Below are 13,730 nucleotides of genomic sequence, written 5' to 3' on the forward strand. Positions count from 1 at the left end.
TTCCTTATTTCAATTTCTTTAATATTTCAGCCAGTTTTTTATTACCACCTGCGACAGGTGCCCACTGATAATGCACAACAGGAGTCCCACTTGATTGCAGATCATCTGCAAAACTACGTAGACCGGCGTTGATCACGGAGATCCCGTTAAGCAGTGGTGACACTTCAGCATGTGCTTCTGCTGGATGTGGCTGGATTAATTCTTTTGCTAATAAAACCGCTTCTGGCAACGTATCCATGACAATAATGCCCGCTTCTTTTAGCTGTTTTTGCTGTTCGCTACGGTTTTGCGGATCGTCTTCAGTACCAGTAATGGTTGCGATGGTGATTAATGGATTGGCTTCGCCACGTTTTTCATTCAGTTTTTTGATTTCTTGAATTAACGCACCGGCAGGATCTTGAGTTGCACCATAACCAATAACAAAATCAACCAGTAACACGCCAGCTTCTGTTTTATTGCTTAGCTCACTGATAAATTTGTTACGTGTAGATGGGTCAATCATTGGGTGTGGTTTACCCTGTGTATAAAAATCATCACCCATATCGATGATTTTGTGACCATCAGCATCTAGCATTGTGCCTTGTTTATGCTCGTTATCGACTTCAACATTAAGTTTTTCAGATAACAACATGGCGCATTCAGCCGCTAGCGTACCACCGGCATAAAGACCAATGATTTTCTTACCTGTAACTTTTGGTAATTCCGCTGCGATATCTTCAACACGCGCTAGTTCAGCCGCAATGCGCGCCGTTTCATCTAACGTGCGAGTAAAATAGATATTGTCGTCTTGGAATTTCTCAGGTGTTGTTCCTAAGAATTGCGCCACAATCGGTTTATTATGGCGTTTCATTTCAGCAATAATTTTTTGGCGAACCGCTGGCGCTGGTGGCTTAGAAACAAAAGCAATAACACGCGTATTAGGATCTGCCGCTAGCATATTGATAGCAGTAATTGCACTGATACCACCAATTTGCTCTGTTAAATCACGACCACCTAGGCCAATTGAATGAGAAATACCTTGGCGTTGTAAAACGATTTGAGAGGTAATTTCTTGAATACCCGTACCTGATGCGCCAACAATACCAATAGAGCCTTTAGGTGCAATGTTAGCGAAAGCAAGAGGTGCACCTGCAATATTTGCAGTACCACAGTCAGGCCCCATCACAATCAGACCTTTTGCTGCTGCTTTTTCTTTTAGTGCTTTTTCATCTGCAATAGAGACATTGTCAGAGAACAGCATGACGTTACAACCATCTTCTAAGCCCGTGTCAGCCAATTCCGCGGCATATTCACCAGCAATAGAGATAAGTAACATATTGGCATTAGTGCTTTTTTGTTTAGCGGTACGCCAGCTACGTACTGTCGTTAATTTGTTACCGCCTTTCTGGCCACTTGCAATTTCAGCTAATGCTTCTTCTAAAGCAGTAGAAATCATATCGATAATGGCAGGATCGTCTGATTCTGCTTTAATCGAAACACAAATGTCATTCGGCGTTGCTTCGTTAAACATGTCATGCCAAAAGCCGGTGACATCAAGAAGAGATTTATTCGCTGGTGTTCCCATCATGACGGAAATTTCTTCCACCTCTGGGGCTTCACTTAATTTTCGGGAAATAATCATCAGGCTAACTGAATCCTGAAAGCTCCCTTTTTTAATAAAAGCATGGATCATTATGATATCCTTAACGCATTTAATATATGTAACAGCACATATCTATTTGCATTTCGTTTTTTTGATAATAAGAAGCCTATTTGCTTAAACTGTTAAGCAATATAAATAAATGTCTGATTTATTAATTTTGAATCTCTGCGTATAAACATACTGAAGAAATATCGAAATGTAGAGTGATTGAAGTCACACTTATTTATTGTAAAAAATTTTTATTTAATCGGATGATATTTATTAAATAAATTATGATGAGGAAAGTTTATTAATTCAGAGATAAAACCAAAAATAGAAAGGTAAAATTTAACGGATAATAAACAAAACAATAGTGATAAAAATCATATAAAACAATAGGAAATAAAAGTAAAGCAACATTTCGATAACATACAACATTAAATCATTATTATCAACGATTAAAAATAAACTCTCTTTTAACTCTATTTTTAGAATTTAACGCCTAACTTAAATTATATTTATTATTATATAAAAACAGGAAAGGCCTCATATTTAATAAGGCCTTTTCTATAAAATAAAAATAAAATATGACTTAATTTATTGCTTAATAGCTTCAACTTGAATTTTTAATGTCATATTATCCGCCATCCCTTCTTTGACCAAAAAATCCACCCCCCAATCTGAACGTTTAATGGTTGTTTTAAAATCACCACCACAGACTGGCGCATTAAACACAGGGCTTTCATAACAATTAAACTTGGTTGTTGTTAATTTAACTGGCAATGTTTTTCCTTTCATCGTTAATAGCCCTTCAATGGATGTGGGTTTATTATCAGAGAAATACCATTTTGTTGAAGAAAACTGAATTGTTGGGTATTTATCTGCATCTAAGATATCTGCACTTTTCACATGATTATCAAATGCCGTTAATCCCGTATTTAGTATTTTAACTGGAATAGAAACGTTTATTTTTCCTATATTCTTTTCTGGTGAGTATGTTAAATCACCTTCAATTTCATAGAAACCACCACTGTTAGTTGAAGTCCCAAAATGATCAATGTAAAACATTGCCTTAGTATGCGTTGGTTCAAGTTTATATTCATTAGCTTGTACTGCTGGCACAAGTAATAATGAAGATAATACGGTAGATAAAATAAATTTCATTATAATTTCCTAATCTATTTTTTATAAAATAATGCCCATAAAGAAAATACTTTATAGGCATTTTTAAATACAGATAATATAAAGTACAAAGAGAGTTGAGAATTAATTAACGCTGAGAATCTAATATCTCGTTATTTTTTAATACATCTTGAGCTTTGCTATAGCTTTCAATTAATAATTGATAAGCTGGGAAAATTTGGGTGTATGCTTGCGCCCATTGTGCTGCATCATCACGATTCCATGTCTTCTGAATTTCAGAAGCAACTGCTGCGGTATCCATTGGTACAACCCCAGCTTGAACGATACGAGCTAAAGTAATTTCTTCCGCCATTTTACTGTAAGTTCCTGAAGCATCAATAACTGCAAAGACTTGATAGCCCTCAGCAACAGCACTAATAGCAGGGAATGCCATACAGACACTCGTAATAGTACCAGCAATAATTAATTGCTTTTTGCCTGTCGCTTTAACAGCCTCAACAAACTCAGGGTTATCCCATGCATTTATTTCACCTTTACGTGCAACATATTTAGCATGTGGTGCATTTTGATGAATTTCAGGAATTAATGGGCCATTCGGACCTTGCGGTACAGAAGCTGTTGTAATAACAGGCATGTTAGCTAATGTTGCCATTTTCGCTAATACTGAAGCACGTGCTCGTAATTCAGTCATAGGCATATCACCAACCGTTTGGAATAAACCACTTTGGTGATCGATTAATAACATAACAGCATCTTCTGGATTAATAACAGGACGTTGTCCATTAAAATTTGCTGGAGCATTCATTTATTTATTCCTTTTAATTAATAAATATTGATTATTAACTAAGTTAAGGAGAAATATTAAAAAATGATATCTTTATATCGATTTCCCTCGTTGTAATAAACAATAGTCAATTAATTAAAATATCGATAGAGTCAATTATGATAAACACTATTCCAAAAATAGAACACTGAAACATATTATTATTGTTCTATATTCAGAATAATGAAATCTATTTTTAATACTACTTAAATATATTAATCACTTTAAAATACACCTATAGAAATTTTATAGGAACATTATGATGAAAAAGATTATTGGTATTTATAAAGCACCTCGTCAACATTGGGTTGGTGATGGCTTTCATGTTCGTTCACTCTTTAGTTATAGCAACCATGGTAAATATTTAAATCCATTTTTACTATTAGACCGAGCTGGGCCTACTGATTTTCCTGCATCTCAAGGCCATAACCGAGGGGTAGGTGAACATCCTCACCGTGGATTTGAAACAGTGACCATCGTTTACAAAGGTGAGGTTGCACATCATGATTCAACGGGTGAAGGCGGTGTTATTGGTCCCGGAGATGTCCAATGGATGACTGCGGCATCGGGTATTTTGCATCAAGAATACCATTCTGATGCTTTTACCAAAGAAGGTGGTGTATTAGATATGGTGCAATTATGGGTTAATCTCCCATCAGATGCCAAATCAGCACCTGCTGGTTATCAATTACTGAAAGAAAGTGCGATCCCTGTATTGCCTTTATCTGATAATGCAGGGCTGCTTCGCGTTATTGCAGGGGATTATCACGATACGAAAGGCGCAGCAAAAACCTTTTCGCCTGTTGATGTATGGGATATTCAATTAAAGAGTGCAAAATCGACCACATTACTAACGAAAAAAGATCGTTATGTTGGTTTAGTGGTTTTACATGGCAGTGTTTATCTTGATAATCAAACCCAATTACAAACTGGAGATTTGGTTATTTTAGATAATGAAGGAGGCTCTGTTAATCTTGAAGCCATTGAAGATGCCGTTATCTTATATCTCAGTGGTGAGCCTATTAATGAACCTATTGCAGGTTATGGCCCTTTTGTAATGAATAGCGAAGCTCAAATCAGACAAGCCATTGATGATTTTAACCAAGGTAAATTTGGTCGTATATCTAACGAATAACGTTTTTATTTTATACAAAAACAATGAAATCAAACGGCTCCCTATTCTATTCGGAGCCGTTTTTATATCAATCTTACTCTTTCATTGGTGACATATTATCAGCAAGGTATTCCAACAAGACTTGGATTGCAGGTAATAGCCCTTTTCTTGATGGATAAACAGCATGAACCACATCTTTAGGAAAACGCCAAGATGGCAATACCTCAATTAACTTGCCATCCTGTAACTCTTTTTCAACCACACTTAAGGGTAATCTTGTTATTCCCAATCCCTTTAATGTTGCTTTATAAAGAGTCAAAACATCGGTTGTGGCTAATTTAGGCATAACATGTTGTGTAGAAACCGCACCATCTTCATGAGTGAGTGTGAGTGTATAATGCTGGGAATGTTCGCTATTTGCCAAAATGGGATAATCTGTAAGTTGTTCGGGGGAATTGGGGATCTCTCTCCCTTGAAATAACAATGGGCTAGCAACTAACACTCGCCGAGAATAACCTAGAATTTTCATTGTTAAACCTGAATCATCTAGTGGCAATGCTCTGACTCGTAATGCAAGATCAAGGCCTTCACTAATCACATCAACTGGGCGATTAATGGCTAATATCTGAATATTAATATCCGGATATTTTTCCATAAAATCGACCAAAATATCTTGAATATATATTTGTAATAATGCGACAGGACAAGAGAGTTTAATTGTGCCATGAGGATGCCCTTGTGCTGAACAAATAACCTCTTCCGCAATCTCAGCTTCAGCAACCACATTTTTACATTGTTGATAAAAAGTTTGCCCAATTTTGGTGACATGAAATTGTCGCGTAGAACGATAAATTAAAGAAACATTGAGCTTTTGTTCTAAATCAGCAATACGGCGACTCAGCTTAGATTTAGGTATTCCTAATGTTTCAGCCGCTTGAGAGAAACCACCAAACTCAACGACTTTCACAAAATAGTAGAGGTCATTTAAATCATACTTCATTGTGTATCACCCATTAGGTTATTTAACATATTAAGCTGAATTGTTTCAGTTATTGATGTTATGGAGAAAATAATTGTAATTACTATTTTCCATTATTCAACTTTTGTTAATAACATTATAATCACATGGGGTAATAAAATAAAGACGACCTAAAATAATATCATAATTCAAAAAAAACCAATTAAATTAATATTACAAATGTGACATTGAATTAATTCACTTACCATAATTGAATTTTATTACCACCTATCACTGAAATTTGTTTTTATTATTAAATTTTGATTGATTTAGTAAAATTTATTATAAAACATAAAGATAGATAATTACTTTGCATATTAATAACATCAAGTTACATAAAAAAACTTATTTTAAAAACAAGTTAATAAATAATTTTATTTTTATGACATTAATCAATGAATATTTAATAATATGTTAATAAGATCATCCTTAATAAAAATACTTATTAGCTTTATTTTTACTTCCGATTATTTATTTAACCTGCAACCTAATGGAATAACCTGATGAACAAATTAACTCCATTACGACCCATACCTACCTTAATCGCTATTTCTATTACCCTTATTATCTGGTTTTTTATTCCCGTTCCAGAAGGCGTTGATCCCAATGCTTGGCATTTATTAGCCCTTTTTGTTGGTACTATCGCTGCTATTATTGGTAAAGCACTTCCTATCGGTGCTGTTTCTATTATTGCTATCGCATTAGTGGCTGTTACAGGTGTCACTAACCCTAATTCAACTAAAGCTGCTATCGGTGATGCATTAAGTGGTTTTTCCAATGATCTTATCTGGTTAATTGGTATTTCCATTATGGTCTCTATGAGCCTAAATAAAACTGGGCTTGGTGCCAGAATTGGTTATTATTTTATTTCGTTATTTGGTAAAAAAACGATTGGAATAGCCTATTCATTAGCCATTGCCGAAACAATATTAGCGCCAGTAACGCCCAGTAATACCGCACGGGGTGGCGGTATTATTCACCCAATTATGCGTTCAATTTCAGACAGTTTTAACTCTAAAGCAGAAGATGGCACAAGTGGAAAAATAGGTCGTTACCTCTCTTTAGTGAACTACAATATAAATCCAATTACTTCTGCCATGTTTATTACGGCAACAGCTCCTAACCCACTTATTGTGAGTTTAATTATCAGTGAAACTGACCCTACACATGAACTTAGTTGGTCTATGTGGGCAATTGCTGCGTTTGTGCCCGCTATCGTTTCATTAATATTAATGCCAATTGTTATCTACCTTCTTTATAAACCTGAAATAACCAGCACCCCGAATGCTCCACATTTTGCTAAAGAGCGTTTAGCACAATTAGGCCCTATTTCGTTACCTGAAAAAATAACCCTTGCAGTCTTCGCCTTATTATTAATTATGTGGGCGGGTGTACCTGCATTGTTATTTGGTGATGGATTTAGTGTTAATGCCACAACAGCCGCATTTATTGGCTTATCGATTTTATTATGTACAGGTGTTTTAAATTGGGATGATATTTTAAAAAACAAAGGTGCATGGGATACCGTTGTTTGGTTCTCTGCCTTAGTAATGATGGCATCCTTCTTAGGAAAATTAGGATTGATTAAATGGTTGTCACTCAGCGTAGGGGCAAGTATTGATAGTATGGGAATAAGTTGGGTCAGTGGCATGATATTACTGGTACTAATTTATGTTTATTCTCACTACTTTTTTGCCAGTACCACCGCGCATATTACCGCAATGTTTGCCGCTTTCTATGCCGCAGGCTTAGCCCTTGGCGCACCACCAATGTTATTAGGGCTTATTTTGGCGTTCTCATCTTCATTAATGATGTCATTAACACATTACGGCACTGGTACTGCGCCAATTATTTTTGGTTCAGGTTACGCCACATTGGGCGAATGGTGGAAAGCTGGCTTTGTGATGAGTGTAGTTAACCTTATTGTTTGGATAACGTTGGGTAGTGTATGGTGGAAAGTATTAGGATATTGGTAAGATTTAAAAAAAATAGCCTTAAATAAAACAAATATAAGATGCCTAGTTTATTGTTAGGCATCTTATAAAGTTAACGCCAGATATCGTTACTTGCGATAATTGACTCTGATTGATAATGACTTTTTTTATTCTCTATTTTATCTTTCTCAACGGTATGTTGAACGCCATCAAAAAAATAATTTAAATCAACATCAAAAAGATAGGATAAAATATAAATACTTTCTGCATGGATGTTTGACTCACCATTTTCAAAACGAGATTGATGTTGCTGGCTTATTCCCAATAAAGCACCAAACTCACTGCCACTCATACTGTGTGTTATTCTTAACTCTCTAATTTTAGCGCCAACTAATCTTGATATTTCTTTATTCATAACATCTCCAAAAATAAAATTGATAATATCAAAAATACACTCATTAATTATTCATACAAAATATTTACTGTAGCAATTGAGTTTGCACTTCCTGGTGTTATAGTGCTTCCTGTTTTTATATAGCGCGCTTTCCAACCAAAAATATAATCGCCAGATGCAACCTGATTTTGTAAACTATTTTTAGTATTTAATTTAATAGGATTATTATTTTTATCTAATAACTGAATTCCAATTCCTGTTGCTGGATTTGTACCCGATAATTTTAATTTACCTGTATTTACATCAATATATCCAGCACTACTCGTTACAGTAGCTTTAATATTGGTTCCCGCAGCACAACTTAACGTAATAGGAATATCAACATTTTTACTTACATCGCCAATATTTTTAAATTGGGTATCATACCAAGTGCCTATATTAACATTATAAGTCGATGATTTAGTTGTACATTTTAAAGAGTTTATTCTTATTGCATTTAACGGCAAATATAATGATGATATATTCCAAGTAGTATTTCTAGGTAATGTATTATTTTGTACAACTTTAGCAAGCATTCCCCAATTCACACTTCCTGATTCAGTAACTCTACCTGTTTTTAATATTTTAACAGTCCAGTATGGATTTATTATTGTATAATGATTTCCTGATGGATTTACTATATTACTATGAGTTAAATTTAACAGTCCTAACTCATGTAGTTTAACTTGTATACCAATACCAGGAATATTGGTCTGCACTATTTTATTAGCATTAGGCACCCAACCATTAATATAAGTACCTGAGACTGTTGCATTACCACATTGCCCATCGTTACCAGAAAATGTATTTATAGGTCCATTTTTATAATTTATACGAAATTCATCTAATACACGTGTTCCCATATCATCATATTGAATTGAATAAACTTTATTCGGTATATCCACTCTAATATTTCTTAGATTTGGATTTTGAATACAAGCGGAAAAAGTGTATGTTGAATAAAATAAGACTCCACTTAATAAAAGAATAGTTTTAGTGTTTACATGGCGCATTTTTATCTCCTAACTTATCTATTATTTTAGTTTTCATCTCTTTTTGTTCTTCTTCATCTAAAATAAAAAATTGACTTAAACAAATATCAAAAGCACGAGCATATTGATAAAGTCTATCCAAACTAACTCTATTAATACCTCGTTCATATCTTGATTGCTGTTGTTGACTGATACCAATTATTTCTGCCAGCTCACTTAAAGTGTACCCATTCATAACTCTATAATAAGCTATTTTTTTTCCAATCATTTTTGAGGCAGGATAAATATGACTCATTTTTATTTCCTTCATTATTCGTTAATTATAAAGAAGCGTAAATTCAAGATGACTTTTAAATGAACCCACAGTGATATTACTTCCATAACCTATAATTCTTGCCGATAAAGGAAATTCAGCATTGTGTGTCTGCTGATTAACGTTCACTATTAATTTTTCATTATTTTTTATAATACTTTTATTTAATTGTGTCGCGATATTTAATGCCGTACTTTTTGCTGTGCCACTATTAATAAAATATTCTGGATAATTAGGATCAACAATCCCTTTTAAGGTCATTGTGATTTTATTCGTTGTTATTGGGCAATTTTTAAACTTTATAGAGAAATTAACCCAATCTGATTTTTGATTGTTTTTAATATTTCTAATATTTATTTTGTTAAGATCAATCAAATAATTTTTTGTTTCTAATTCACAAGGTGATGCAATCACAGATCCATAAACATTAATATTAACAACACTTCCTACTGCAAAAGGAGAAAATAAAAAAAATAAGGATAAGAGTATGATTTTATACATAATATTCTGCCTCTACCTATAGACTATGGTTGCTGTGATCTTTGCAGATACCGTACCTGGTGTGGCATTTCCAAGCTTACTAAATGCCCGTGTTCTTAAAGGAATATTCACTGATGACTGACCATTAACCGCGATATACAGTGATTTTTGATTGCCTAATGGTATTAATCCATTACTATTTTCATTCTGCAATTGCACAGCAATATTCTTTGCAGTTCCTTCATTTTTATATAAATTATCGACATCAGCATTATCTGGTGTACCGGTAAATGTTAGCTTTACTTGATTTATTGTGGGTGAACAATCAATTAATTTAATCGTGAAATTATTCCACACCGAACTCGAATTTGTTGTCTTAAATAAATTTGCAGGCATCTCTTTTAAATCAATATTAATATTACTTCCTCCAGAAATATTACAAGTTGCTGCTTTAATATTTCCAGAAAAATTAACCGTAACCGTATTCCCAGCGAGTAAAGGAAAACTTATTATTACACTGGTTATTAAAACAAAAAATCTTATTAATATAGTCATTTCACTTTCCTACGCGTAGCAAATATCGACAGCTATAAAAGAAATAACTGGGTTTAATATATTAACTTTAATGCTATTTAAATTTACTACTGACAAGTCACAGTGATTTTATAGAGTCCTAAATAATCAAGAACACTTGATAAATCATAATTTACATGACATGTTTCATTGTTGTATTTAATAGTTAAGTTTCCGCGTTGTTCTAACCCAGATAAATAAACCTCTCCATCATTACCAACAATACTATTCAATTGGCTGTTATCTTTAAAAATAACTTGAGCACCAAATGGAACTGGTTTTTTATTTGCAAGATTAACCGTCATCAATACGCGATAACCCACGTTAGCAGAAAAATCAGCTTTGACTAAAGCACCTCGACTAGGTGAAATCGTTTGGCTAGTCAATTCCATTTCTGTATTTTCAGGCAGCATTAATGTATCAATTTCTAAGGTATTCTTGCGATATGGTGTAACATAAGGCACTAATGCATAACCCATGCTATTAGTTTTGACACCCGCTTGGTTTAGTATCGCAACATCACCTGCATTGGGAATATCAACAATTGCAGACGTTTCACCCAGTTGTTGTCCAAGGACTATTCCTCCAGAGTGAGCAACTACGCTACCATTGACCCCATAATAAAGATTATGGTTATCTTTGCTATAACTATACCCCCCCGTAATATCACCTAGTTGACCTTTATAGGATGCATTGATATTTCCAGAAGATCCTTGATCTTGGTTGGTAAATCCTTGCTGTGCGCTCCAATTTAATTGATTATTGAGCTGAGACGCAGAAATTCCGACACTTCCTGTACTTGCATTGTTACTACTACTATTTGTATTAAAGTTATAATAGAAAGTATCGTCAAATACACTAAAAGGTACACTTACTGAAAAGGCGAATTGATGTTCATCATCACTTTGTGTTTTGTCTCCCGTCACATAAGAGTAACGATTAGTATTTTTATTATAGGTATAGTTCATCCCATAACTGATACCTTGCCAGCTATTGTTATAGCCTAACGTTGCTGATTGCGTTTTTTTATCACTATTCCAGTAATCTTCTTTTATATAGCCTATGGCTAAAGAACCATTTCCTTCACCTAAATTTTGATTAATCGTAATTTCAGCACGATTACGGCGACGTTCAACTTCTGGACTATAATTTGTACGTCGAAAACTATCGAATACTTCAGATAAGCTATAAAAACCGTTTGTAGAATAACGATAACCCGCTAACGCTATATTTGTGCCCACATCGTTCAGATTTTTATTGTATCTAAAACGGTAAGATTGCCCTTGCTGCTTAATACCATTATCAAAAGCTGAACTTGCATGTGTAATATCGACAGATATTGCACCAAAAACACCTAAGTTTTTTCCTGCACCCAAAGAATAAGATTGATAGTCTTGGCTTAATTGACTACCACCATAAGTTGTCACTCCATAAGGTAGGCCATAAATTAATGTAAATTGCCCAAACTTAGTTTTATCCACATTCTTATCATAAGAGCGATATTCACCTCCCGTCACACTATAAGATAAATAGCCTTCACGTTGTAAAACAGGTAAAGAAGCAAATGGCACGATTTGATGCTGTTCACTCCCATTAGATTCTTTTATCGTGACGTATAAATCCCCACTACTCCCTGTGGGATATAAATCATTAATCTCAAAAGGCCCTGCGGCGACTTCTGTCTGATAAATAATATATCCATTTTGCTTAATAGTAATTTGGGCATTACTGCGCGCAATACCTCTAATAACGGGAGCATAACCTCTTAAACTTTCAGGATACATATCATCATCTGTTGATAATTGAACACCTCTAAATGGCACACTATCAAAAATAGCAGATGGAGAAACACCATCACCTAACATTAATTGGCTTTTTATCTTATTTATATTACGCGATAAATAAGTGTAAACAGTATTCCACTTTCCTGATTGATTATCTGAATTTGACCATGTGGTATAATTGCGCAATCGCCACGGTCCAAAGTTCAATCCAGGTCTTAAATTTATATAATGAGATGTTTCACTTGAATTATTATCTTTGCGATCGTAATTTCTCGACCCACTGTAGCTATAATTAAGCAAAAGTGCAGTGATACCATTATCTATCTTATTTAAATCTATATACCCTCGAGGATCCTTAGATAAAGCAATTTGAGGAATACTCAAATATAATCTTTGAGAATCAAATTCTAATTCACTTTTAGCATCAGGTATCGCAGATAAATTCACACAGCTATCAGTCATTGTATACAGTTTTGGATAATCCGTTGTTTTAACACCAAAATCATTAAGATCTTGCATTGATAAACAGGGAATAAGTTGGTTGTTTTTATTTTTTTCAAATCTAATATTTTTAGTTAAAATCAAGTTAGTATTTACATAAATATCAACGTAATAATTCCCCGCTAATTGTTGGTTATTTTCGAAAGGAGATAAATCGATACTTTCTTTATCCGACGATTCAAGGAAATCAGGATCAAAATAAATATTATCTGACTTGTCGTTTTCCGCATATGATAAAGCCGTATAGCCCAAATATAAAATTAGGCTAATACATATTTTGCTAATTTTCATATTAAAACCTAAATTTATAATTTATTATATTTTAACTTCTGATAAGTTAACGCTAGCACCATAATCATTAATAACTTCCCAGTTTATCGTGCCATGTTCATTACCATCATTTATATCAAATGATTTTGTTGAAAAAGGTTCAACATAAGAGACATCATTTACTGATTTCCCATTAAAATTAATCATCTGAAAATTAAAATAATAAGGTGTTGGATTATTCACACTGATTTTATTTCCAACTTTTGACCATATTAATTTTTTCTGCTCTTCCTCAAAATTCACCTTTTTTAAATTTTCAGGTCGGTAAATTAATTTCATTTGAGTCTTAAAAGCAATCTGCAATGAATTTTCTGTTTTTTCTGTAGCAGGTATTGTTTTTATATTTAGCCAAAATAGAGACTCTTTATCACTAGGCAAATTTCCTTCAGTTAAAAAAATCCTCAGCGTATTCGCCTTATCTGGATTTAATCTAAATAAAGGTGGAGTAATGGTAAATTTTGACTGTTTATTTTCATTAACATCATCTATCCAAGACTGGATTAAATAGGGAATTTTATCTGGATTTTCAACATTAATACTAACGTTTTTATTCCCTTCTGTATAAATAACTCTAGTTCCACCAATAATAACGCCAGCAGAAGATTGATTAATAAAAAAAAGAATAGAAATTAAAAAGACAATAATAGACTTCATATTATCACCACTGTATT

13 protein-coding genes are annotated in these 13,730 nt (G+C 33.7%); 2 read left to right on the top strand and 11 right to left on the bottom strand.

The genetic code is table 11. From position 1 onward, the window contains the following. Window positions 1-4: 4 nt before the first annotated feature. The 3 genes from LW139_RS16430 to LW139_RS16440 all read right to left on the bottom strand — a co-directional run bounded on the left by LW139_RS16430 (window position 5) and on the right by LW139_RS16440 (window position 3,569). Window positions 5-1,672 (bottom strand): acyl-CoA synthetase FdrA, encoded by a 1,668-nt coding sequence (locus tag LW139_RS16430; RefSeq protein ID WP_072070148.1) that lies wholly within the window; start codon window positions 1,670-1,672, stop codon window positions 5-7. Between the two features lie 546 nt (window positions 1,673-2,218). Further along, window positions 2,219-2,785 carry a YceI family protein gene (locus tag LW139_RS16435; RefSeq protein ID WP_247850258.1) on the bottom strand — a complete coding sequence of 189 codons (567 nt, stop codon included), beginning with the start codon at window positions 2,783-2,785 and terminating at the stop codon, window positions 2,219-2,221. A gap of 106 nt (window positions 2,786-2,891) precedes the next feature. Continuing rightward, the gene (locus LW139_RS16440; protein WP_247850259.1) at window positions 2,892-3,569 is read right to left on the bottom strand and encodes a hydrolase; all 678 of its coding nucleotides are present in this window, start codon (window positions 3,567-3,569) and stop codon (window positions 2,892-2,894) included. A 280-nt stretch (window positions 3,570-3,849) separates the two neighbouring features. Between LW139_RS16440 and LW139_RS16445 the strand changes: the two genes are divergently transcribed. Beyond that, window positions 3,850-4,722, top strand: coding sequence for a pirin family protein (locus LW139_RS16445; protein WP_247850260.1), 873 nt, complete (start codon window positions 3,850-3,852; stop codon window positions 4,720-4,722). A gap of 73 nt (window positions 4,723-4,795) precedes the next feature. Here the strand turns inward: LW139_RS16445 and LW139_RS16450 are convergent, their stop codons facing one another. Then, window positions 4,796-5,701 (bottom strand): LysR substrate-binding domain-containing protein, encoded by a 906-nt coding sequence (locus LW139_RS16450; protein ID WP_166539771.1) that lies wholly within the window; start codon window positions 5,699-5,701, stop codon window positions 4,796-4,798. Window positions 5,702-6,222: 521 nt separating this feature from the next. Here LW139_RS16450 and LW139_RS16455 point away from each other — a divergent pair. Further along, window positions 6,223-7,695 (top strand): anion permease, encoded by a 1,473-nt coding sequence (locus LW139_RS16455; RefSeq protein ID WP_166539770.1) that lies wholly within the window; start codon window positions 6,223-6,225, stop codon window positions 7,693-7,695. A gap of 70 nt (window positions 7,696-7,765) precedes the next feature. Here LW139_RS16455 and LW139_RS16460 read toward each other — a convergent pair whose 3' ends face one another. The 7 genes from LW139_RS16460 to LW139_RS16490 form a co-directional block, all read right to left on the bottom strand. Next, a complete protein-coding gene (locus LW139_RS16460; protein WP_109409774.1) occupies window positions 7,766-8,068 on the bottom strand; it encodes a helix-turn-helix domain-containing protein in 303 nt (100 codons plus the stop codon). 47 nt (window positions 8,069-8,115) lie between these two features. Next, on the bottom strand, window positions 8,116-9,099 hold the full coding sequence (locus LW139_RS16465; RefSeq protein WP_247850261.1) for a fimbrial protein: 984 nt from the start codon (window positions 9,097-9,099) through the stop codon (window positions 8,116-8,118). Then, a complete protein-coding gene (locus tag LW139_RS16470) occupies window positions 9,080-9,373 on the bottom strand; it encodes a helix-turn-helix domain-containing protein (protein ID WP_109395422.1) in 294 nt (97 codons plus the stop codon). The genes LW139_RS16465 and LW139_RS16470 overlap by 20 nt, the downstream gene beginning before the upstream one ends. 21 nt (window positions 9,374-9,394) lie before the next feature. Then, the gene (locus tag LW139_RS16475) at window positions 9,395-9,892 is read right to left on the bottom strand and encodes a fimbrial protein (RefSeq protein ID WP_247850262.1); all 498 of its coding nucleotides are present in this window, start codon (window positions 9,890-9,892) and stop codon (window positions 9,395-9,397) included. 12 nt (window positions 9,893-9,904) lie between these two features. Next, window positions 9,905-10,426: a fimbrial protein gene (locus LW139_RS16480; protein ID WP_247850263.1), complete on the bottom strand. Its 522-nt coding sequence runs from the start codon at window positions 10,424-10,426 to the stop codon at window positions 9,905-9,907. An 86-nt stretch (window positions 10,427-10,512) separates the two neighbouring features. Further along, the gene (locus tag LW139_RS16485) at window positions 10,513-13,020 is read right to left on the bottom strand and encodes a fimbria/pilus outer membrane usher protein (RefSeq protein ID WP_227335981.1); all 2,508 of its coding nucleotides are present in this window, start codon (window positions 13,018-13,020) and stop codon (window positions 10,513-10,515) included. Window positions 13,021-13,044: 24 nt separating this feature from the next. Next, window positions 13,045-13,713, bottom strand: a complete 669-nt coding sequence (locus LW139_RS16490) for a fimbrial biogenesis chaperone (RefSeq protein WP_166539765.1) — start codon at window positions 13,711-13,713, stop codon at window positions 13,045-13,047. Window positions 13,714-13,730 lie beyond the last annotated feature (17 nt).

The sequence above is a fragment of the Proteus vulgaris genome (assembly GCF_023100685.1).
GTDB lineage: Bacteria > Pseudomonadota > Gammaproteobacteria > Enterobacterales > Enterobacteriaceae > Proteus.

Excerpts from the sequence above, each read along its gene's own strand:
- LW139_RS16430 (WP_072070148.1), bottom strand. The coding sequence starts at position 1,672 with ATGATCCATGCTTTTATTAAAAAAGGGAGCTTTCAGGATTCAGTTAGC.
- LW139_RS16435 (WP_247850258.1), bottom strand. The coding sequence starts at position 2,785 with ATGAAATTTATTTTATCTACCGTATTATCTTCATTATTACTTGTGCCA.
- LW139_RS16440 (WP_247850259.1), bottom strand. The coding sequence starts at position 3,569 with ATGAATGCTCCAGCAAATTTTAATGGACAACGTCCTGTTATTAATCCA.
- LW139_RS16445 (WP_247850260.1), top strand. The coding sequence starts at position 3,850 with ATGAAAAAGATTATTGGTATTTATAAAGCACCTCGTCAACATTGGGTT.
- LW139_RS16450 (WP_166539771.1), bottom strand. The coding sequence starts at position 5,701 with ATGAAGTATGATTTAAATGACCTCTACTATTTTGTGAAAGTCGTTGAG.
- LW139_RS16455 (WP_166539770.1), top strand. The coding sequence starts at position 6,223 with ATGAACAAATTAACTCCATTACGACCCATACCTACCTTAATCGCTATT.
- LW139_RS16460 (WP_109409774.1), bottom strand. The coding sequence starts at position 8,068 with ATGAATAAAGAAATATCAAGATTAGTTGGCGCTAAAATTAGAGAGTTA.
- LW139_RS16465 (WP_247850261.1), bottom strand. The coding sequence starts at position 9,099 with ATGCGCCATGTAAACACTAAAACTATTCTTTTATTAAGTGGAGTCTTA.
- LW139_RS16470 (WP_109395422.1), bottom strand. The coding sequence starts at position 9,373 with ATGAGTCATATTTATCCTGCCTCAAAAATGATTGGAAAAAAAATAGCT.
- LW139_RS16475 (WP_247850262.1), bottom strand. The coding sequence starts at position 9,892 with ATGTATAAAATCATACTCTTATCCTTATTTTTTTTATTTTCTCCTTTT.
- LW139_RS16480 (WP_247850263.1), bottom strand. The coding sequence starts at position 10,426 with ATGACTATATTAATAAGATTTTTTGTTTTAATAACCAGTGTAATAATA.
- LW139_RS16485 (WP_227335981.1), bottom strand. The coding sequence starts at position 13,020 with ATGAAAATTAGCAAAATATGTATTAGCCTAATTTTATATTTGGGCTAT.
- LW139_RS16490 (WP_166539765.1), bottom strand. The coding sequence starts at position 13,713 with ATGAAGTCTATTATTGTCTTTTTAATTTCTATTCTTTTTTTTATTAAT.